The 19,715-nt window shown below is 72.8% G+C and carries 19 protein-coding genes; 10 read left to right on the forward strand and 9 right to left on the reverse strand.

The window, feature by feature from the left end:
• The first annotated feature begins 88 nt into the window (after positions 1–88).
• The gene (locus AC07GB_RS26045; protein WP_478849433.1) at positions 89–754 is read left to right on the forward strand and encodes an HAD family hydrolase; all 666 of its coding nucleotides are present in this window, start codon (positions 89–91) and stop codon (positions 752–754) included.
• Here the strand turns inward: AC07GB_RS26045 and AC07GB_RS26050 are convergent.
• A complete protein-coding gene (locus AC07GB_RS26050) occupies positions 718–981 on the reverse strand; it encodes a hypothetical protein (RefSeq protein WP_478849435.1) in 264 nt (87 codons plus the stop codon). The two genes, AC07GB_RS26045 and AC07GB_RS26050, sit on opposite strands and share 37 nt — an antisense overlap.
• A 210-nt stretch (positions 982–1,191) precedes the next feature.
• Here AC07GB_RS26050 and AC07GB_RS26055 point away from each other — a divergent pair, with 210 nt between their 5' ends.
• Entirely contained in the window at positions 1,192–1,575 is a 384-nt protein-coding gene (locus AC07GB_RS26055; RefSeq protein WP_478849436.1) for a cold-shock protein, read from the forward strand.
• Between the two features lie 198 nt (positions 1,576–1,773).
• Here AC07GB_RS26055 and AC07GB_RS26060 read toward each other — a convergent pair whose 3' ends face one another.
• The 4 genes from AC07GB_RS26060 to AC07GB_RS26075 all read right to left on the reverse strand — a co-directional run bounded on the left by AC07GB_RS26060 (position 1,774) and on the right by AC07GB_RS26075 (position 5,275).
• A complete protein-coding gene (locus AC07GB_RS26060) occupies positions 1,774–2,631 on the reverse strand; it encodes a 1,4-dihydroxy-6-naphthoate synthase (protein ID WP_478849438.1) in 858 nt (285 codons plus the stop codon).
• On the reverse strand, positions 2,624–3,337 hold the full coding sequence (locus AC07GB_RS26065; RefSeq protein WP_478849440.1) for a futalosine hydrolase: 714 nt from the start codon (positions 3,335–3,337) through the stop codon (positions 2,624–2,626). Before AC07GB_RS26065 ends, AC07GB_RS26060 begins: the two co-directional genes overlap by 8 nt.
• Entirely contained in the window at positions 3,301–3,804 is a 504-nt protein-coding gene (locus AC07GB_RS26070; RefSeq protein WP_478849442.1) for a DUF2771 domain-containing protein, read from the reverse strand. Before AC07GB_RS26070 ends, AC07GB_RS26065 begins: the two co-directional genes overlap by 37 nt.
• A gap of 61 nt (positions 3,805–3,865) precedes the next feature.
• A complete protein-coding gene (locus AC07GB_RS26075; protein ID WP_478849444.1) occupies positions 3,866–5,275 on the reverse strand; it encodes an MFS transporter in 1,410 nt (469 codons plus the stop codon).
• 322 nt (positions 5,276–5,597) lie between these two features.
• Here AC07GB_RS26075 and AC07GB_RS26080 point away from each other — a divergent pair, with 322 nt between their 5' ends.
• The 4 genes from AC07GB_RS26080 (at position 5,598) to AC07GB_RS26095 (ending at position 11,543) form a co-directional block, all read left to right on the forward strand.
• On the forward strand, positions 5,598–6,557 hold the full coding sequence (locus AC07GB_RS26080; protein ID WP_478849446.1) for a DUF3027 domain-containing protein: 960 nt from the start codon (positions 5,598–5,600) through the stop codon (positions 6,555–6,557).
• 84 nt (positions 6,558–6,641) lie between these two features.
• The gene (locus tag AC07GB_RS26085) at positions 6,642–9,806 is read left to right on the forward strand and encodes a sacsin N-terminal ATP-binding-like domain-containing protein (protein ID WP_478849448.1); all 3,165 of its coding nucleotides are present in this window, start codon (positions 6,642–6,644) and stop codon (positions 9,804–9,806) included.
• A 139-nt stretch (positions 9,807–9,945) separates the two neighbouring features.
• A complete protein-coding gene (locus AC07GB_RS26090; protein ID WP_478849450.1) occupies positions 9,946–10,722 on the forward strand; it encodes a calcium-binding protein in 777 nt (258 codons plus the stop codon).
• A 41-nt stretch (positions 10,723–10,763) separates the two neighbouring features.
• The gene (locus AC07GB_RS26095) at positions 10,764–11,543 is read left to right on the forward strand and encodes a calcium-binding protein (RefSeq protein ID WP_478849452.1); all 780 of its coding nucleotides are present in this window, start codon (positions 10,764–10,766) and stop codon (positions 11,541–11,543) included.
• 3 nt (positions 11,544–11,546) lie between these two features.
• Here the strand turns inward: AC07GB_RS26095 and AC07GB_RS26100 are convergent, their stop codons facing one another.
• Both AC07GB_RS26100 and AC07GB_RS26105 read right to left on the reverse strand, forming a co-directional pair.
• Entirely contained in the window at positions 11,547–13,949 is a 2,403-nt protein-coding gene (locus tag AC07GB_RS26100) for an HAD-IC family P-type ATPase (RefSeq protein WP_478849453.1), read from the reverse strand.
• Between the two features lie 81 nt (positions 13,950–14,030).
• Positions 14,031–14,306 (reverse strand): DUF2530 domain-containing protein, encoded by a 276-nt coding sequence (locus AC07GB_RS26105; RefSeq protein ID WP_030687069.1) that lies wholly within the window; start codon positions 14,304–14,306, stop codon positions 14,031–14,033.
• A 203-nt stretch (positions 14,307–14,509) separates the two neighbouring features.
• Here AC07GB_RS26105 and AC07GB_RS26110 point away from each other — a divergent pair, with 203 nt between their 5' ends.
• Positions 14,510–15,958 carry an NCS2 family permease gene (locus AC07GB_RS26110; protein WP_478849455.1) on the forward strand — a complete coding sequence of 483 codons (1,449 nt, stop codon included), beginning with the start codon at positions 14,510–14,512 and terminating at the stop codon, positions 15,956–15,958.
• Between the two features lie 169 nt (positions 15,959–16,127).
• Here the strand turns inward: AC07GB_RS26110 and AC07GB_RS26115 are convergent, their stop codons facing one another.
• The gene (locus AC07GB_RS26115) at positions 16,128–16,304 is read right to left on the reverse strand and encodes a ribbon-helix-helix protein, CopG family (RefSeq protein WP_478849457.1); all 177 of its coding nucleotides are present in this window, start codon (positions 16,302–16,304) and stop codon (positions 16,128–16,130) included.
• A gap of 166 nt (positions 16,305–16,470) precedes the next feature.
• On the opposite strand from AC07GB_RS26115, the gene AC07GB_RS26120 reads away from it, so the two are divergent.
• Together AC07GB_RS26120 and AC07GB_RS26125 are read left to right on the forward strand one after the other, a co-directional pair.
• On the forward strand, positions 16,471–16,908 hold the full coding sequence (locus AC07GB_RS26120) for a MarR family winged helix-turn-helix transcriptional regulator (RefSeq protein ID WP_478849459.1): 438 nt from the start codon (positions 16,471–16,473) through the stop codon (positions 16,906–16,908).
• 220 nt (positions 16,909–17,128) lie between these two features.
• On the forward strand, positions 17,129–18,400 hold the full coding sequence (locus AC07GB_RS26125) for an MFS transporter (protein WP_478849460.1): 1,272 nt from the start codon (positions 17,129–17,131) through the stop codon (positions 18,398–18,400).
• Between the two features lie 58 nt (positions 18,401–18,458).
• Here the strand turns inward: AC07GB_RS26125 and AC07GB_RS26130 are convergent, their stop codons facing one another.
• Complete coding sequence (locus tag AC07GB_RS26130; RefSeq protein ID WP_478849461.1) at positions 18,459–19,004, reverse strand: GNAT family N-acetyltransferase; 546 nt, start codon at positions 19,002–19,004, stop codon at positions 18,459–18,461.
• 17 nt (positions 19,005–19,021) lie between these two features.
• Here AC07GB_RS26130 and thpR point away from each other — a divergent pair, with 17 nt between their 5' ends.
• Entirely contained in the window at positions 19,022–19,591 is a 570-nt protein-coding gene (gene thpR, locus AC07GB_RS26135) for an RNA 2',3'-cyclic phosphodiesterase (RefSeq protein ID WP_478849462.1), read from the forward strand.
• Positions 19,592–19,715 lie beyond the last annotated feature (124 nt).

A 19,715-nucleotide genomic window follows, 5' to 3' on the forward strand; every position in this document is an offset into this window, starting at 1 on the left:
GGCTAAGAAGCATAAGGGGGCCCGTCCGCCCCGCCCGGAGCCCCGGCCGCCCCGCCCGGGGTTCCGGCGCCCCGGCACAATGAGCGCCATGACCTCACGGACTGCACGGACCACCGGAGACCGCAGCGCGCTCACCGTCGGCTTCGACCTCGACATGACCCTGATCGACTCCCGGCCCGGCATCCGCGCCTGCTACGTGGCGCTGTCCGAGCGGACCGGTACGCACGTGGACGCGGACCTGGCCGTGACCCGCCTCGGGCCGCCCCTCGAACAGGAGTTGGCCCACTGGTTTCCGGCCACCGAGATCGCCGCGACGGCGGAGCTGTACCGTGAGATGTATCCCACATACGCGATCGCCGCGACGCCCGCGCTGCCCGGCGCCCGGGCGGCGGTCGACGCGGTGCGCGCGGCGGGCGGGCGCGCGATGGTCGTCACCGCCAAGTACGAGCCGAACGCCAAACTCCACATCGAGCACCTCGGCATCGCGGCGGACGCCGTCGTCGGCAACCTGTGGGCGGAGCGGAAGGCGCAGGCCCTGCGCGCGTACGGGGCGTCCGTCTACGTCGGCGACCACACCGGTGACGTACGCGGGGCGCGTACGGCGGGCGCGCTCTCCGTAGCGGTGGCGACCGGGCCGTGCGACGCAGACGAACTGCGCGCGGCGGGCGCCGACGTCGTACTCGACGATCTGAGCCAGTTCCCGGCCTGGCTCGCGGCTCACCTGGCCGTCGGGCCCGTCGCTGACCTGGCCTGACGGCGCTGCGCGGCGACGGAGCGGAGCACACCCGCCCCGGCGATGAGGAAACCCGCGCCCATCAGCATGCACACCGCGTAGGCGATGGACGGGAAAGGGTCGCCGCCGAGGAACAGCGGAGCCACCGTGACCAGCGTGGCCACGGCACCGACGAAGAAAACGATCGCGCCAATCCGTACGAGGCCGTCGCCCGGTCCGGTGGAATTCGCTTGGGTTTTGTCACGCACCGGACCAGGGTAGTTCCCAGCGCGAAGGAAGAAACCGGGGACGTCTTGTCACCGGCCCCGGGACCAATAGTCTTGGTGCCGGCGGGTCGCGCGACCCGCTGTAGTGCTATCCAGAGCCGTTTTCGCCCGGCGGACAGGGACCGGAGGGTCCACGCCGAAGGCGGCGCGGTGCCGCCGATACGACGACTAGTACGAGGACGAGGACTTCACGTGCCTACCGGCAAGGTCAAGTGGTTCAACAGCGAGAAGGGCTTCGGCTTCCTCTCCCGCGACGACGGCGGTGACGTCTTCGTGCACTCCTCCGTACTGCCCGACGACGTGGACACACTCAAGCCCGGCCAGCGCGTGGAATTCGGCGTGGTCGCCGGCCAGCGCGGGGACCAGGCCCTTTCGGTGACGCTACTGGACCCGACGCCGTCGGTCGCCGCGGCGCAGCGCCGCAAGCCGGACGAACTGGCCTCCATCGTCCAGGACCTCACCACCCTCCTGGAGAACATCACCCCCATGCTGGAGAAGGGCCGCTACCCCGACAAGGCCTCCGGCGCGAAGATCGCGGGCCTGCTGCGCGCGGTGGCGGACCAGCTGGACGTGTGACGTGTGACCTCGGGTCCCGAGAACGGGGCCATCGCGCCGGCGCGCTCGTCCTCAAACGCCGGACGGGCTGGATGGTTGCCGGTGCGGACCGGATTCCGTCTGCGAGTCGACACGGGAACGCGGCCCGCACCGGACACATTCAGCCCGTCCGGCGTTTGAGGACGAGGCGCGGAGCGCCGACGAGGCGGGAGCCGCCCGTCAGGGGAACGAGAGCGCTCCCGGGGCCAAGGCCGGGACCAGGCCTTCCGCGGCGGCGCGGGTCAGGAGCCCGCGCACCGCGGCGTAGCCGTCCTCGCCCAGGTCCGCCGTGAACTCGTTGACGTACAGGCCGATGTGCTGGTCGGCCACCCTCGGATCCATCTCCTGGGCGTGCTCCAGGACGTAGGGGCGGGACTCCTCGGGGTCCTCCCACGCCTGGCGGACGGACGCCCGCGCCGCGTCCGCGAGGCCCCGCAGCACCTCGTCGCCGAGCGCCCGCTTCGCGATGATCGCGCCGAGCGGGATCGGCAGGCCCGTCGTGGCCTCCCAGTGCTCGCCCATGTCGGCGAGCCGGTGCAGGCCGTAGTTCTGGTACGTGAAGCGCGCCTCGTGGATGACGAGGCCGGCGTCGACCTTCCCGTCCCGCACGGCGGGCATGATCCGGTCGAAGGGCAGCACGACGATCTCCCCGACGCCGTCCGCGAGGACGTCCGCCGCCCACAGCCGGAACAGCAGGTACGCCGTCGACTTCTCGCTCGGCACGGCGACGGTCTTGCCGCTGAGGTCGATGCCCGGCTCCCGGGTGAGCACCAGCGGCCCGCAGCCACGGCCGAGGGCGCCGCCGCAGGGCAGCAGCGCGTACTCGTCGAGGACGTAGGGCAATACGGCGTACGACACCTTGAGCACGTCGAACTCGCCGCGCTCGGCCATGCCGTTCGTGACGTCGATGTCCGCGAACGTCACGTCGAGCGCGGGCGCGTCCGGCACGCGGCCGTGCGCCCAGGCGTCGAAGACGAAGGTGTCGTTGGGGCAGGGGGAGTACGCGATGCGCAGGGCCTCGGGGGCGGTGTCAGTCATGCCTGTTCCAACTCTCCAGTACGGGCGTGAACTTCCCGAACGCCTCCGTGAGCGCGGCGAGCGCGTCGCCGATGCGCCAGGCGGCCCGGTCGCGCGGGCCCACCGGGTTCGAGACCGCGCGGACCTCGCACACGGGCAGTCGCCGCGCGGCGGCGGCCTCGGCGACGCCGAAGCCCTCCATCGCCTCCGCGAGAGCACGCGGATGGCGGGCGCGCAGCTCGGCCGCGCGCTCGGCGGAACCGGTGACGGTGGACACCGTCAGGACGGTGCCCGTCGCGGCTCCCGACGCGGTCGCCAGCTCGCGTACGAGGGCGGCCGGCGGGTCGTGGGTGACCCGGCCGAAGCCGAGTTCGGTCACGGGCACGAAGCCGTCGGCCGTCTCGGCCCCCAGGTCGGCCACGGTGACGGCGTCGGCGACGACGAGCGACCCCACGGGCGCGGCGGGCGCGAACCCGCCCCCGATCCCCGCGGAGACCACGAGGTCGTACGGCGTGCCGTGCGCGGCGGCGACGGCGAGCGCGGCCGCGGTGCCCGCGGCGGCGGCCGCGGGCCCGACACCGACGGCGAGCACGTCCACGCGGGTTCCGCGGGACAGGCCGGAGGCCACCGCGTCCCGCTCGGCGGGGACGGCGGTGGCCACCAGGACGCGTGGGGCCCGCCCGGTCCCGGTCAGGCGTCCTTGTCCTTCTTCAGCTTGAACGACCACAGGCCCGTGGCCTTCGGCGCGCCACCCTCGCTCTTGCCGCCCTCGAGGATGCTGACGGTGGTGGAGGAACCGCCGCCGCCGTACTGCTGGTTGAAGAACACGCTGCCCGGGATGACGACGTACGTCTTCTTGCTGGCCTCGGTCAGCGGCTGGCCGTTCATCAGCAGCGTCCAGCCCTTGTCGGCGACCTCGGGGTCGACGCCGAAGCGGACCTTCTCGTCGGGGTCGACCGTGAGGGACTCGATGTCCTTCGTGTCCTTCAGGCAGTCCTGCACGGCGGACGGCGTCAGTTCCTTGCCGTCCTTGTAGCAGGCGGCCTCGGAGTGCACGGACTTGCTGCCGACCGTCACGGTGGCCAGCGGCGTCGGCTTGTCACAGGCCGACAGGACGAGCAGTCCTGCGGAGACGGCGCCGAGGGAGGCGACGGCGCGGCGGCTGCGCGCTGAGCGGGGTACCAGGGAGGTCATGGCGAAAGGCTATCGCCTGGCCCCAGGCCTCCCACCGGCCGCCCCGCCGCCAGGGGAGGTGTCAGGCCAGGACGCGGCGGCCGCCGCCCCGGCGGGCCGCCGCCAACAGGCCCCGTACCGTCGGTAGCCAGCCGAGTGCCACGATCGCCGCCGCGACGGACAGGCCGAGCGTGCCGTTCAGCGGGAGGGCGATGCCGATGCCGCCGCCGATCACCCAGGCCATCTGGAGCAGTGTCTCGGCGCGTGCGAACGCGGACGTGCGCACCTCCTCCGGCACGTCCCGCTGGATCAGCGCGTCGAGCGACAGCTTCGACAGGGCCTGCGCGAAGCCCGCGACGGCCGCGAGGCAGGCGATGCCCACGGGGCCGTAGAACACCGCCGCGCACACCGCGACCCCGAGCACCACCGCCACCACGGTCACGATGATCATCTCGGGTGCGCGCGCCTTCAGCCAGGCCCCGACGGCCGTACCGAGCGCGTTGCCCGTGCCCGCGGCGACCCCGACGATGCCGAGGGAGACCGCCGCGCTCTGCCCGCCGAGCGGGTGCTCGCGCAGCAGGAAGGCCAGGAAGAAGATCAGGAAGCCGGAGAGCCCGCGCTGCGCGGCGTTGACCGCGAGGCCGTGCGTGACGGCGGGGCCGACCGTCCGCAGGCCGAGCAGGCTCCTGCGGGTCGAGTCCTTCCGGTCCCGGGCCCGGGCCAGGTGCAGATGCGCCTCGTCCGCGGCGAGCAGCGCCTTGCTCTCGCCCTTCGCCGAGTCCACCTTGCGCGGCAGCGTGAACGAGAGCGCGGTCCCGGCGAGGAACACCGCGCACGCCGCGTACAGCGGCCAGCGCGCCCCGACGGCCTGGAGCCCCGCTCCCACGGGCGCGGCCAGGCCCGTCGCGAGCAGCCCGCTCAGGGTCACCCGGGAGTTCGCCTTCACCAGGGAGAAGGCGGGTGGCAGCAGCCGTGGCACCACGGCGCTGCGGACCACGCCGTACGCCTTCGACGCGACGAGCACGCCGAGCGCGGCCGGGTACAGCTCCAGGCCGCCGGTCGCCACCGCGCTCGACAGGATCAGGGCGAGCAGCGCCCGCGCCAGCATCGCGCCCGCCATCGCGGCGCGGCGGCCGTGCGGAAGGCGGTCCAGGAGGGGGCCGATGACGGGGGCGAGGAGCGTGAAGGGCGCCATGGTGATGGCGAGGTAGAGCGCGACGCGGCCGCGGGCCTCGTCGGTCGGCACGGAGAAGAACACCGTGGACGCGAGCGAGACGGTGATCAGGACGTCACCCGCGCCGTTCACCGCGTGCAGCTCGATCAGCTTGCCGAGGCCCGACTCGCCCGCCCCGTGGGCGTGGGTCGCCTTGCGGATGCCGCGGGCCGTTCCGGTGAACGGCAGGTGCAGCGCGCGGCCCAGCGCACGGGCTGCCCTGCCCGCCGTGCGGGGGGAGTCCAGCCCGTGGGACGACGACGACCTGACGCCAGCCACCCAGTCATAGTGCCCCCTTCCGCCCCGGACTAGTGGCACCTCTTGCGTCCGGCCCCCTCCGATGTCGCCCCCGACACGCGGCCGGCGACGGCTCGGGACGGGCGCCGGTGTGGGCCCAGGGGCCGAGAACAGGTAGCGTGCGTAACGCGCCTGCGGCGGAAGCTCTCGGCCGCGCGCCTCATGGCCATCCCGCAGAATGGATGGCGTAGGCGCGCCCGTGACGTCGGGCGCGGACGTCGACGCGGCCCCCTGGTCCGCTCCGTCCGTGCCCCCGCGTAAGGGTGGCGCACCCGTGAGACGGCGTAGGAGAGAAGCGATACCTGTGAGCGCAGCGACAACGCGAAGCCGCACCCAGCGCACCCCGCGTACCCCCGACCGCCTCTGCGCCGAGGCCGTCGGGTTCGCCCGGGCCGCGGCCGACGAGGCCGCCGCGCCGGGGGTGGTCGGTGAGCATGTCGAGGTCGTCGTCGAGGGCGACCGCGTGGTCACGCATCTCTTCGAGTGCAAGGAGCCGGGCTACCGCGGCTGGCGCTGGGCGGTGACCGTGGCCCGCGCCTCCCGCGCGAAGGTCGTCACGCTCGACGAGACCGTCCTGCTGCCGGGACCCGACGCGCTGCTCGCCCCCGAGTGGGTGCCGTGGAGCGAGCGCCTCCGCCCCGGCGACATGGGCCCGGGCGACCTGCTGCCCACGGACGCCGAGGACCTGCGCCTGGAGCCCGGCTACTCCGGCGACGACGCGCCGCCGCCGAACTCCGTGCTTTCGCGTGAGCTGGCCGAGCGCGTCGAGGCCGAGGACGCCGAAGTCACCGCGGTCACAGAGGGCACGGAGGGCGCCCCGGCCGCCGACGCCGTGCCCGCCCGCGGCTCCCTCGCGGCCCTCGCGGAGGAGCTGGGGATGCGCCGCGCCCGCGTCCTGTCCCGGTACGGCCTGCACACATCGGCCGACCGCTGGGACGAGGGCTACGGCGCGAAGACACCGATGGCGCAGGCCGCGCCCGCGTCCTGCGTGAGCTGCGGCTTCCTGGTGCCCATCGGGGGCTCGCTCGGCCAGGCCTTCGGCGTCTGCGCAAACGAGTTCGGTCCCGCGGACGGCCACGTGGTCTCGCTCGCCTACGGCTGCGGCGGGCACTCCGAGGCCGCGGTCATGCCGAAGCCGCCGCGGCCCGCCCCGCCCGTCCTCGACGAGACGAAGGTCGACGCGCTGCCGCTGCGGCCCGCGCCCGACTCGGGCTCGGTCCCGGCCGCCGACCAGGACGCGGACGAGGACCTGGGCCACTCCTAGCCGCCCGGGCCGCCCCCGGAGGGCGGCCCGCGCGGGACGCGGTACCGTTCGCCCCCACAGCCAACCGGAGAAGGGCGACGAACCGTGAGCAAGACCGTGCGGCCGGCCACCGAGGGCACCGACCCGTTCGGCACCGCCCGTCTGCGCCGCTCCGTGCTCGAGGCCTGGGCGGCGAGCCCGGCCCGGTTCCGGGAGGACGCCAACGCCGAGGAGGACCTGGCGCTCGGCGGCTACCGCGACCGCCTGGTCGTGGAGCTGGCGCAGAACGCATCGGACGCGGCCGCCCGCGCGGGCGTCGAGGGCCGGCTCGCCCTCACCCTCCAGGACGGCGTCCTCGCCGCGGCGAACACCGGCGCCCCGCTGGACGCGGCGGGCGTGGAGTCCCTGGCGACGCTGCGGGCGTCCGCGAAGCGGGAGGGCGACGCCGGGCGGCGCACCACGGGACGCTTCGGCGTGGGCTTCGCCGCCGTGCTCACCGTGTCGGACGAGCCCGCCGTGGTGGGCCGCACCGGCGGGGTCCGCTGGTCCCTGGCGGAGGCCCGTGACCTGGCAGCCGAGACCGCCAGGTTCAGCCCCGGCCTCGGCGACGAGATGCGGCGGCGCGACGGCCACGTACCGCTCCTGCGGCTGCCCCTTGCGGCGGAGGGCAGCGCTCCGGACGGCTACGACACGGTGGTGATCCTGCCGCTGCGGGACGTCGCCGCCGAGGACCTGGTGACGCGGCTGCTCGCCGGCGTCGACGACGCGCTGCTGCTCGCGCTGCCCGGCCTCGCCGAGGTCTCCGTCCGCACCCCGGACGGCACGACCCGGGTCCTGCGCCGCTCCGCCGACGGCGCGGACACCGTCGTGACGGACACCCGCGACGGCACGACGCGCTGGCGCACCGTCACTCGTGCAGGGGAGCTGGAGGCGCGGCTGCTCGCGGACCGCCCCGTGGAGGAGCGGCTGCGCCCGTACTGGCAGCTCACCTGGGCCGTGCCGGTGGACGACGACGGCACGCCCGGGGCGCCCCGCACGAGCCCGGTGCTGCACGCGCCGACCCCCAGCGACGAGCCGCTCGGCGTGCCCGCGCTGCTCATCGGCACGTTCCCGCTCGACACCAGCCGCCGCCACGCCGCGCCGGGCCCGCTCACGGACTTCCTGGTGGAGCGGGCCGCGGACGCGTACGCCGAACTGCTCGCCGGGTGGCGCCCGGTGACGGAGGCGGTCATCGGCCTGGTGCCGGGGCCGCTCGGCAGGAGCGAGCTGGACGGCGCGCTGCGGCAGGCCGTGCTCGACCGGCTGCCGCGCACCGCGTTCCTGCCGCCCGCCGCGGGGCCCGTGCGGGAGCCCGCCGACGAGTGGTCGCAAGCCGAGGCCCCCGAGGCGCTGCGGCCGCGCGACGCGGAAGTGGTGGAGGGCGCGGGCGCGGACACCGTGCGGGTCCTCGCCGAGGTCCTGCCCAGCCTGCTGCCCGCGGGCCTGGAGCGCCGGGGCGAGCTGCGCACGCTCGGCGTCGCCCGGGTGCCGCTGACCGAGGCCGTCGACCGGCTCGCGGGCCTGGAGCGGGAGCCGTCCTGGTGGCGGCGCCTGTACGACACCCTCGCGGGCGTCGACCCCGACCGGCTCTCGGGGCTTCCCGTGCCGCTGGCGAGCGGGCGTACGACGATCGGGCCGCGCCAGGTCCTGCTGCCCGCGCCGGGTGAGGGGGCCGCGCCCGGGGCCCTGGCCCGGCTCGGCCTGAAGGTCGCCCACGCCGAGGCCGCGCACCCGCTCCTGGAGAAGCTGGGCGCGCTGCCCGCCACGCCCCGCGCGGTCCTGACGACGCCCCAGGTGCGGGCGGCCGTGGCCGCTTCGCTCGACGACGACTCCTGGTACGACGGCCTCGACGAGGAGGCGGGGCTCGACGCCGAAGCCCTCGCGGACCTCGTGCTCACCCTCGTCCGCGACGCGGGCCTCGCGCCCGGCGACGAGCCCTGGCTCGGGGCGCTCGCGCTGCCCGACGAGGACGGCGAACTCGCGCCCGCGGGGGAACTCGTGCTGCCCGGCAGCGCGTTCGCCGGGGTCATGCGCGAGGGCGAGCTGGCCTTCGTGGACGCGGATGTCGCCGGGCGGTGGGGCGAGGGCCCGCTGGCCGCGTGCGGGGTCCTCGCCACCTTCACCCTCGTACGCGCCACGGACGTCGTCCTCGACCCGGACGAGCTTGAGCCCCGCGACGGGGACTACGCCGAGCCCGACGACGCGGGTCTGCTCGACGCGGTCGACGTGTGGTGCGAGGACGTCCTCGACCAGCTGCCGGACACGTCGGTGCCGCCCGTGGCGACGGAGGTCGTCGCCGTGCGGGACCTCGACCTCGTCGACGACGACCGCTGGCCGCAGGCGCTCGCGCTGCTCTCGCAGCCGCCGCTGCGGGACGCCCTCACCCAGCCGGTCCGGGTGCTCCTGCCGGACGGCACCACGCAGAGCGTGCGCCCCTACACCGCGTGGTGGCTGCGCGGCCACCCCGTCCTGGACGGCCGCCGCCCGGCGGGCCTGCGGGCGGCGGGCGGCGATCCGCTGCTCGCCGGCCTGTACGACTCCGCCGACGCCACCGGCTTCGACGACGAACAGGTGCTGCGCGCCCTGGGCGTGCGGACGTCCGTGGGCGCGCTGCTCGCCGAGCCCGGGGGAGCGGCCGAGCTGCTCGACCGGCTCGCGGACCCGGACAGGACCGTTTCCTCGGGCCAGCTGCACGCCCTGTACGGGGCGCTCGCCGACGTCGACCCGGAGCAGGTCACGCTGCCGGACGAGGTGCGGGCGGTCCTGGGCGGCGAGGGCGACGACGTGATGTGCGTCGACACCGGGGACGCGGTGGTCGCGGACGCCCCCGACCTGCTGCCGCTGACCTCGGGCCTGCCGCTGCTCCCGGTGGCCCCCTCGCGGGCCGGGGACCTCGCGGAGCTGCTCCAGGCGGAGCGGCTGAGCGCGTACGTCCGGGCGGAGGTCGACCCCGCGTCGGGCGTGGAGCACGAGGTTCCCGAGTCCGTACGCGTCCTGCTCGGCCCCGCCACCCCGGCGACGTACCGCGAGCACGAGGAACTCGTCGTGGACGGCGTCGACCTGGAGTGGCGCTTCACCCCCGACGGCACGGTGCACGCGGCGACGGTGGAGGGCGTGGCGGCGGGCCTGGCCTGGGCGGCGCGGCAGTGGCCCCGGCGCTTCGAGGTGGCGGCGCTCCTGGAGGACCCGTCGCGGACGGCGGAGCTGGCACGGGACCGGTGGTTCGACTAGGCCTGCCAGCAGGTTTCGCGGAACGTACAACCTTTGGCCATGGGTGAGGGTCTGATCCAGGAGTCAACAGACTCCTAGATCACTGGGCCCCGTGTGACGGCTACGCACCACGGGACCCCCTCTCCCCCAGGGGAAACACATGCGCATCCGTGCCACCGTGGCCGCCGTTTCCGGCGCCCTGGCCCTGTCCGCCCTCGCTGTCCCGGCCGCGCAGGCGGACGAGGCCGCGGGCGATCTCAAGATCACGAAGATCAGCGTCAACGGTGGCAAGGACGTCGTGATCGGCACCACCGAGATGAAGAAGTTCGACCTCTCCGTCACCGCCACCGACCCGGACGGTGTGCGGGGCGCCAGCGGGTTCCTGTGGTTCGGCTCGGACTTCGGCACGTCCAGGGAAGTCATCGCGCCCGTGGTCTACAACGCCCAGTGCGTGGAGGTGGACGCCACCACGAAGACCTGCTCCGACACCGTCGTCGCCTTCCCGCAGGACCTGCGCAACGCGCACGCCGGAACCCGCTGGAACGTCTTCGCCACCGCGGTCGACAACAACGGCGAGAAGCACCGCGAGGAGTACCTCAAGTCGGACGCCCGCCTCAAGCGCGCCGCCCGTCTCACCGTCAACGCCTCGCCGGAGCCGGTGAAGAAGGGCAAGTCGATCACGGTCGCGGGTGCGTTGACCCGGGCGAACTGGGACACCGGCAAGTACGCGGGCTACACCCAGCAGCCGGTGAAGCTCCAGTTCAAGACGAAGGGCGCGAGCGGGTACACGACGGTCAAGACGGTGAAGTCCGACGCCAAGGGCGCCCTGAAGACCACGGTGAAGGCCTCGGTGGACGGCACGTTCCGCTACGTCTTCGCGGGCACGTCGACCACCCCGTCCGTCACCTCCGCGGGCGACGCCATCGACGTCCGCTGAGCCATCCCCGTACCGCACCAGCACTCCTGAGGAACCACCCCATGCGCATCCGCACCACCGTGGCCGCCGTCGCCGGCGCCGTCGCCCTGTCCGCCCTCGTCGCTCCGGCCGCGCAGGCCGCCGACTCGCAGAAGGGCCACACCAAGATCACGAAGGTCGTCGTCAACGGCGGCAAGGACGTCGTGATCGGCACCTCCAAGAAGAAGATCACGATGACCGTCACGGGCACCGACCCGAAGGGCATCAAGGACGGCTTCGTCGCGCTGTGGTACGGCAAGAAGCTCGACTGGGGCAGCCTGGACGGCATGCTGAGCCCGGCCGCTGAGCCCCGCTGCACCAAGATCGACGCGAAGTCCGCCACCTGCAAGATCGTCACCGTGGCTCAGCCGCGCGGGCTCGAGAACCGCACCGCGGGCAAGTGGAACGTGGTGGCCGGCCTGCTCGGCAAGGGCAGCGCCGAGAACCACGTCATCAAGGAGAAGTACAAGACCGTCAGCGTCAAGCGCGCCGCCAAGCTCACCGCCGACGCCACCCCGGAGCCCGTGAAGAAGGGTGAGGCCGTCACGGTCTCCGGCGCGCTGACGCGGGCCGACTGGGAGAAGCGCACGTACGCGGGGTACACCGGGCAGCCGGTGAAGCTCCAGTTCAAGGCGGAGGGCGCGAGCGGCTACACGACGGTCAAGACGGTGAAGTCCGGGGTCAAGGGCAAGGTGAAGGCCACCGTGACGGCCACGGGTGACGGCACCTTCCGGTACGTCTTCGGCGGGTCGGCGACCGCCCCGGCCGTGGCGTCGGCCGGGGACTTCGTCGACGTGCGCTAGCCGTTACGCCGTGAAGCGGCGGTCGACCCAGCGGAAGGCGAACTCCGTCGCCGCCGAGGCGACCGCCGCGATCGCGACCGCCGCCCACGGCATCGTCGTACCGACCAGCTTCAGGGCGAAGAAGTCCTGGAGGTAGGGGATGGTCAGGACCAGCAGGAAGCCCAGGCCCATGGCCGCCACCAGGCAGATCCGCCACCAGGTGTAGGGGCGGGCGATGATCGCCAGGACCCACAGGGAGACCAGGAAGAGCGTGAGCGTGGCCGCGCTGGTCTCGGCCTCACGGGCGCCCTCGCCCACGTAGTGGTGGCGGGCGAGCAGGTACGTCGCGAAGGTGGAGAGGGCCGCGATGATGCCGCCGGGCAGCGCGTAGCGCATGACTCTGCGGACGAAGTGCGGCTTGGCGCGCTCCTTGTTGGGGGCGAGCGCGAGGAAGAAGGCCGGGACGCCGATCGTCAGGGTGGACAGGAGCGTCAGGTGGCGCGGCAGGAACAGGTACTCCACCTGGGAGCAGACCACCAGCAGGGCGATGACGACGGAGTAGACCGTCTTGACGAGGAACAGCGTCGCCACGCGCGTGATGTTGCCGATGACGCGGCGGCCCTCGGCCACCACCGAGGGCAGCGTCGCGAAGCTGTTGTTGAGCAGGACGATCTGGGCCACCGCCCTCGTCGCCTCCGAGCCCGAGCCCATCGAGACGCCGATGTCCGCGTCCTTGAGGGCCAGGACGTCGTTCACGCCGTCGCCCGTCATGGCGACCGTGTGGCCCTTGGACTGGAGCGCGCCCACCATGTCCCGCTTCTGCTGCGGGGTCACGCGCCCGAAGACGGAGTGGGCGTCCAGCTCCTCCGCCATCTCCGCCCGCTCCTTGGGCAGCTGCCGCGCGTCCACCGTGTTCTGCGCGCCGGGCAGGCCCAGCTTGGCGGCCACCGCGCCCACGGAGACCGCGTTGTCACCGGAGATGACCTTGGCCTGGACGTCCTGCTCCTCGAAGTAGCGCAGGGTGTCGGCGGCGTCGGGCCGCAGGCGCTGCTCCAGGACGACCAGGGCCGTGGGGCGCGCCCCCGCGGCGAGGTCGGAGGCGTCCAGGTCGCCCGCGGCGCGGGCGAGGAGCAGCACGCGCAGGCCCTGGTGGTTGAGGTGCTCGACCTCGTCGAGCGCCGGGTCCCCGGCGGGAAGGAGTACGTCGGGCGCGCCGAGCAGCCAGGTGGAGGCGGTGCCGTCGCCCTCGCTGAAGCTCGCCCCGCTGTACTTGCGGGCGGAGGAAAACGGCAGCGACTCGGTGCAGCGCCACTCCTCGCTGTCGGGGTAGGCGTCGATGATGGCCTGGAGCGAGGCGTTCGGGCGCGGGTCCGACTCCCCGAGGGCGCCGAGGACCTTGCGTACGTAGTCCTCGTCCGAGCCGTTCAGGGGGCGCAGCTCGGTGACGTCCATGCCGCCCTCGGTGAGCGTGCCCGTCTTGTCGAGGCAGACGGTGTCCACGCGCGCGAGGCCCTCGATGGCCGGGAGTTCCTGCACCAGGCACTGCTGGCGGCCCAGGCGGATGACGCCGATCGCGAAGGCCACGGAGGTGAGCAGGACCAGGCCCTCGGGGATCATCGGGACGATGCCGCCGACCGTGTAGGCGATCGACTCCTTGAAGTTGTCGTCCTTGACGACGAGCTGGGAGATGACCAGGCCGATCGACGTCGGGACCATCAGCCACGTCACGTACTTGAGGATCGTGGAGATGCCGGAGCGCAGCTCGGAGTGGACGAGGGTGAAGCGGCTCGCCTCCTCGGCGAGCTGGGCGGCGTAGGCCTCGCGGCCCACCTTGGTCGCCGTGAAGGCGCCGCCGCCCGCGACCACGAACGAGCCCGACATGAGCTTGTCGCCCGGCTTCTTCAGGACCGGGTCGGCCTCACCGGTCAGCAGGGACTCGTCGACTTCGAGGCTGTCGGACTCGACCGTCTCGCCGTCCACGACGATCTTGTCGCCGGGGCCCAGCTCCACCAGGTCGCCGAGGACGATCTCGGAGGTGGAGATCTCGGCGGCCACGCCGTCGCGCCGGACCGTCGGCTTGGCCTCGCCTATGACGGCGAGCCCGTCGAGGGTCTTCTTGGCGCGCAGCTCCTGGATGATGCCGATGCCGGTGTTGGCGACGATCACGAAGCCGAAGAGGCTGTCCTGGATCGGCGCGACGAACAGCATGATCACCCAGAGCACGCCGATGATCGCGTTGAAGCGCGTGAAGACGTTGGCCCGGACGATCTCGGTGGTGGAGCGGCTGCTGCGGACCGGTACGTCGTTGACCTCGCCGCGGGCGACCCGCTCGGCGACCTCGGCCGCTGTCAGGCCGGTGGCGCGCCCTGTCGGTGGCGCCACCGGGTGGACCGGGTCGAGTTCGGCGCCCGCGTCGATATGCGTCATGCCTTCGACGGTAAGACGGGTCGGGGGGCTTCACCCCTTGAATGTCTGAAAGATCCGACCACGGTAGGAGGGGGTTTGCCCTCAGGTCGCATCCCGTACTGCGGCGGTACGAGAAGCCTCCGCCCGCTTGATGGCCGCGTCGCGCCCCCGCACGTACCAGATGCCGATCAGGCCGAGGCCCGCGCCCGCGAGGCAGGTCCACACCCACCACGTGGCGTCGCGGTCGTCGAACCAGCCGTAGAACGGCAGCTGGACCAGGAAGAGGACGAACCAGAGGATCGTGCCGCCGGTGATGGTGGCGACGACGGGCCCCTCCAGGGGCTCCGGCGCCTCGTGCTTCGGTGTCCACTTCGCCATGCCCTCAGCTTAGACGGGGCCCCACCGGGCCCCGAGTGCGCTCCCGGACCCCTTGTGCCGCAAGGCTCTACGCGCGGAGATGGCCATTTCACGCTCATGTATTCATACTGAAACGGCTTCTTAATGGCCAGTTGCTTTCGTATGAATATACAAAAACGCGCAAGCTCGGCTTATCCCGTTCAACAGAGGTCATGAGGTCCCGCATGTCCCCCTCGGCCACCGCCCCGGTCGACGCCAAGCAGCCGCCCCCGAACCCCCCGCAGGGCGGGCTCGACGGGTTCTTCAAGATCACGGAGCGGGGTTCGACCCTGGCGCGGGAGGTGCGCGGCGGCTTCGCCACCTTCTTCGCGATGGCGTACATCATCGTGCTCAACCCGATCATCCTCGGCAGCGCGAAGGACATGTACGGCCACCAGCTGGACAACAAGCAGCTGGTCACCGCCACCGTGCTCACCGCCGCCTTCACCACGCTGCTCATGGGCGTCATCGGGAACGTGCCGATCGCGCTCGCGGCCGGCCTCGGCGTGAACACCGTGGTGGCGCTCCAGCTCGCCCCCCGCATGTCCTGGCCGGACGCCATGGGCATGGTGGTGCTCGCGGGCTTCGTGGTGATGCTGCTCGTCGCCACCGGGCTTCGGGAGCGGGTGATGAGCGCGGTGCCGCTCGGCCTGCGCAAGGGCATCGCGATCGGCATCGGCCTGTTCATCATGCTGATCGGCCTCGTCGACGCGGGCTTCGTCTCGCGCATCCCGGACGCCGCCCACACCACCGTGCCGCTCCAGCTCGGCGGCGACGGCCACCTCAACGGCTGGCCGGTGCTCGTCTTCGTCCTCGGCGTGCTGCTCACCCTCGCGCTCCTGGTGCGCAAGGTGCCGGGCGCGATCCTGCTCTCGATCGTCGTGATGACGGTCCTCGCCATGATCATCCACGCGGTCGCCGACGTGCCCTCCTGGGGCCTGACGACCCCCGAGTGGCCCGGCAACCCGGTCGCGACGCCGGACTTCGGCCTCGTCGGCGAGATCAGCCTGTTCGGCGGCTTCGAGAAGGTCGGTGTCCTCACCGGCATCCTGTTCGTCTTCACCGTGCTGCTCTCGTGCTTCTTCGACGCGATGGGCACGATCATGGGCATCGGGGACGAGGCCCACCTGACCGACGACAAGGGGAACTTCCCCGGCATCAACAAGGTCCTGTTCGTCGACGGCATCGCCGTCGCGGCGGGCGGCGCCTCCTCGGCCTCGGCCACCACCTGCTTCGTGGAGTCCACGGCGGGCGTCGGCGAGGGTGCCCGCACCGGTCTCGCCAACGTCGTCACCGGCGGTCTGTTCGCGGTGGCGCTCTTCCTCACCCCCATCGCCACGATGGTGCCCTCGCAGGCGGCGACGCCCGCGCTGCTCGCCGTCGGCTTCCTGATCCTGTCCGGCTCGATCGGCCAGATCGACTGGAGCGACTACACGATCGCGATCCCGGCGTTCGTGACCATGCTGATGATGCCGTTCACGTACTCGATCACGAACGGCATCGGCATGGGCTTCATCGCCTTCACCGTGCTGCGGGTCGCGGCGGGGCGGGGCCGCGAGGTGCCCGTCGCTATGTACGTCGTCTCGGCGGTCTTCGCCTTCTACTACCTGATGCCTGCGCTTGACCTTACGTAGGCGCTTGGCCGAAGTCGTTCGTCTGCTGTCTGCCGGTCCGTCGTGGCTGGTCGCGCAGTTCCCCGCGCCCCTTCGGGGCGCTCCCGCTGAGGCCGTGTGTCCCCTTTGGGGCGCCCCCCTGAGGCCGCGTGTCGTGTCCGGGTCCCGAGTCCGGGCGCGGTGCGCGGCCTCAGGCGTAGAACCTCTCTGTCTCTTCGACGGACGACTTGAACCGCTCGTCGAAGTCATCACGGATGAGCGTCCGGACCACGTAGTCCTGGACGCTCATTCCCCTTTTGGCGGCATGCTCGCGGAGCCGGTCGAGCAGCTCGCTGTCCATCCGCAGGCTGAGCACTATCGATGCCATGCCCGCCAGGGTCGCCGTCCCCGGACGGGCGATGCGTGACTTTCCGAATCCGGCTCACTCGTTCGGGTGAGGAAAGGGTTCCTGGCCCCGCTTCCTGGGCAGGTCTCGCGCCCACGCGCGTAAACGCGGTGGTACTTAGCCTGGGTAATGAGTTACTCTAAAGACCATGCCGGACCTCTCCCATGGCGACGACGCCGCCGCCGTGAACTCGTTGCGCTCCGCCGTGATGCGCCTCTCCCGTCGACTCAAGCACCAGCGGGTCGACGAGTCGCTGAGCCCCACAGAGATGTCGGTGCTCGGCACCCTCGCCCGCTGTGGCAACGCCACCCCGGGCGAACTCGCCCGCAAGGAGCACGTACAACCGCCGTCGATGACCCGCATCGTCGCGCTCCTGGAAGCCAAGGGTCTGGTGCGGCTCGAGCCGCACCCCGATGACCGCCGCCAGAAGGTGGTCACGCAGACCGAGCAGGCCGAGACCATGCTCGAGGAGAGCCGCAGAAAGCGGAACGCGTGGCTGGCGCGGCTCGCCGAGGAGCTCGACGACGACGAGTGGGCGAAGCTCCGCGACGCCGCGCCCGTCATCGAGAAGCTGGCACACCTCTGACCGACCTACCGTCCGCACGGCCCCTGCCGAAGGGGCCGTGCCTCCAGGGGCCCGCCCGGGCCCGGACCGCCAAAGGAGGCGAACCTCTTTGAGTACGGGATCCGGAGCAGACTCCGCCCCCGCACCAACCACCCTCGACAAACCCGCCCACCCGTCGCCCGACCGCCGCCCCTCAAGGAGCCTGCTTCGCAGGCGCGGCGCTCAATCGACCAAGAACTCCATGTTCAGCTCGCTGCGGATCCGGAACTACCGGCTCTTCGCGGCCGGGGCCGTCGTGTCGAACACCGGCACCTGGATGGCCCGCATCACCCAGGACTGGCTGGTCCTCAGCCTCACCGGGTCCTCCGCGGCCGTCGGCATCACCACGGCCATGCAGTTCCTGCCGATGCTGCTCTTCGGCCTGTACGGCGGCGTCATCGCCGACCGCTTCGCCAAGCGGAACCTGCTCTTCGTGACCCAGGGCGCGATGGGCCTCGGCGGTCTGTTCCTGGCCGCCATGACCCTGACGGGCCACGTCCAGGTCTGGCACGTCTACGTGACGGCGTTCTTCACCGGCCTCGTGACCGTCGTCGACAACCCCACCCGCCAGTCCTTCGTCTCCGAGCTGGTCGGCCCGGACCAGGTGCGCAACGCCGTCAGCCTGAACTCGGCCAACTTCCAGTCCGCCCGTCTGATCGGCCCCGCCGTCGCCGGTGTCGTCACCGCCGCGGTCGGGCCCGGCTACGCCTTCCTGGCGAACGGCCTGTCCTTCCTCGCGCCGATCGCCGGTCTGCTGCTCATGCGCACCGCCGAGCTGACCCGCAGCCCGCTCGCGCCGCGCCGCGGCAAGGGCCAGCTGCGCGAGGGCCTGCACTACGTGCGCGAGCACCCGGAGCTGATCTGGCCGATCGTCCTGATCGGGTTCATCGGCACGTTCGGCTTCAACTTCCCGATCTGGCTGAGCGCGTACGCCGACGATGTCTTCCACGGCGGCTCCGGCATGTACGCGGCCTTCACCACGCTGATGGCGGCCGGTTCGCTGATCGGCGCGCTGCTCGCCGCCCGGCGCCGGACGTCCAGGCTCCGGATGCTCACCGCCACGGCGGGGCTCTTCGGCGTCGCCCTGATCGCCGTGGCCGCCGTGCCGAACGCGTATGTCTTCGCGGCGCTGCTCATCCCCGTCGGCGCGATCGGCCTGACCGTCAACGTCACCGCGAACTCCTCGGTGCAGATGGCCACCGACCCCGAGATGCGGGGGCGCGTGATGAGCCTGTTCATGATGGTGTTCGTGGGCGGCACCCCGTTCGGCGGGCCGCTCTTCGGCTGGCTCACCGACACCTACGGGGTCCGGGTGAGCTTCGCGCTCGGCGGGCTCGTCGTCGCGGTGGCCGCGCTCGGCGTCGGCCTGGGCCTGGCGCGCGCCGCCAACCTGCGGCTCCAGGTGGATCTGCGGCGGGGCCGCCAGCACGTGCGCTTCGTGCCGCGCGAGGCGGAGCTGGCGGCGGCCGCCTGAGCCGGCCTTGGCCCCGGCCCCGGTTCCTCGGGGCCGGTTCCCCGGGGCCGGGCGGGGCTCAGACCCGCATGGCGAGGACCTGGCCCGGCCAGGTGCCGTCCTTCGCCGTGAAGCTCTCCGTACGGACGAACCCGTTGCTCTCGTAGTACGCGACGAGCCTGCCGCCGTTGCCCGCGTAGCAGTCGACCCGCAGCAGGGACACGCCCTGCGCGCGGGTCTCGGCCACCGCGCGGGCCAGGAGCGCCCTGCCCACGCCCAGGCCCGCGAAGCGGCCGGCGGTGGCGAGGTAGTGCACGTACCGCTCGGGCTCGTCGACCGGGGCCACGTAGTCGGTGGGGCTCGCGGTGAGCATCAGCATGCCCGCGGGCTCCCCGTCCACCTCGGCGATCCACGGCGTGCCCTCGGCGAGGTACTTCTCCACCGACTCCACCACCCTCGGGTTCTTCGAGAGCGGCTCGGTGCCCCACTGCTTCGTGTAGCCCTGCGCCACCAGCCACTCGGCGGCGCTGTCGAGCAGACCGAGAAACACGGGCACGTCCTCCGCGCCGCCCGTGCGTACGCGTATGGGGCCGGAGTGAACTGTGCTGTCGCTGTCGCTGTTCATCAGGGCAGGCTAGCCGCATGAGACTCTTCGTGGCGGTGCTGCCCCCGGAGCCCGTGGTGGCCGAACTCGCCGGGTGCGTGGACGACTTGCGGCGGCTGCCCGGCGCGGGGGCGCTGCGCTGGACCGAGCGTGCCGGGTGGCATCTGACCCTGGCCTTCCTCGGTGACGTCGACGAGGCGATCGTGCCCGATCTCGGGGCGCGGCTAGGGCGGGCGGCCGGGCGTACCGCGCCCTTCGCGCTGGCGCTGCGCGGTGGGGGGCGGTTCGGGGACCGGGCGCTGTGGGCGGGCGTGGCCGGGGAGGTCGCCGCGCTCCGGCTGCTCGCGGGGCGGGTGTCCGCGGCGGCGCGCAGGGCCGGGGCCGGGCCCGGCGCGGACGCGGGGCGGGGCTTCCATCCCCATCTCACCCTGGCGCGGGGGCGGGGGGAGGCGGAGCTGCGGCCTTTCGTGGAGGCGCTGTCGGGGTTCTCGGGGGTGGAGTGGGGGGTGCGGGAGCTTGTGCTGGTCCGCAGTCACTTGCCTCGGGGCGGGGTGGTAGGCGCGAAGCCACGCTACGAGCCCCTGAGCAGCTGGCCCTTGCACCCCTGAGGCGGCTCCACGTCACCGCCCCCGCTCCCGCGTCGGCCTCTCCCACCCACCCACCCGCACCTGCCCCGGCACCCCGGCCCGGCCCCGACCTGGCGGCTCGCACGCCGTCGTTCATCTCAAGGAG

Source organism: Streptomyces sp. NPDC045778 (assembly GCF_056431945.1).

What these genes read in the sequence shown, in the direction of transcription:
- AC07GB_RS26100 (WP_478849453.1), bottom strand. Translation starts at nt 13,949, where the DNA reads ATGACGCATATCGACGCGGGCGCCGAACTCGACCCGGTCCACCCGGTG.
- AC07GB_RS26090 (WP_478849450.1), top strand. Translation starts at nt 9,946, where the DNA reads ATGCGCATCCGTGCCACCGTGGCCGCCGTTTCCGGCGCCCTGGCCCTG.
- AC07GB_RS26125 (WP_478849460.1), top strand. Translation starts at nt 17,129, where the DNA reads ATGTTCAGCTCGCTGCGGATCCGGAACTACCGGCTCTTCGCGGCCGGG.
- AC07GB_RS26045 (WP_478849433.1), top strand. Translation starts at nt 89, where the DNA reads ATGACCTCACGGACTGCACGGACCACCGGAGACCGCAGCGCGCTCACC.
- AC07GB_RS26110 (WP_478849455.1), top strand. Translation starts at nt 14,510, where the DNA reads ATGTCCCCCTCGGCCACCGCCCCGGTCGACGCCAAGCAGCCGCCCCCG.
- AC07GB_RS26115 (WP_478849457.1), bottom strand. Translation starts at nt 16,304, where the DNA reads ATGGCATCGATAGTGCTCAGCCTGCGGATGGACAGCGAGCTGCTCGAC.
- AC07GB_RS26070 (WP_478849442.1), bottom strand. Translation starts at nt 3,804, where the DNA reads ATGACCTCCCTGGTACCCCGCTCAGCGCGCAGCCGCCGCGCCGTCGCC.
- AC07GB_RS26060 (WP_478849438.1), bottom strand. Translation starts at nt 2,631, where the DNA reads ATGACTGACACCGCCCCCGAGGCCCTGCGCATCGCGTACTCCCCCTGC.
- thpR (WP_478849462.1), top strand. Translation starts at nt 19,022, where the DNA reads ATGAGACTCTTCGTGGCGGTGCTGCCCCCGGAGCCCGTGGTGGCCGAA.
- AC07GB_RS26130 (WP_478849461.1), bottom strand. Translation starts at nt 19,004, where the DNA reads ATGAACAGCGACAGCGACAGCACAGTTCACTCCGGCCCCATACGCGTA.
- AC07GB_RS26105 (WP_030687069.1), bottom strand. Translation starts at nt 14,306, where the DNA reads ATGGCGAAGTGGACACCGAAGCACGAGGCGCCGGAGCCCCTGGAGGGG.
- AC07GB_RS26120 (WP_478849459.1), top strand. Translation starts at nt 16,471, where the DNA reads ATGCCGGACCTCTCCCATGGCGACGACGCCGCCGCCGTGAACTCGTTG.
- AC07GB_RS26095 (WP_478849452.1), top strand. Translation starts at nt 10,764, where the DNA reads ATGCGCATCCGCACCACCGTGGCCGCCGTCGCCGGCGCCGTCGCCCTG.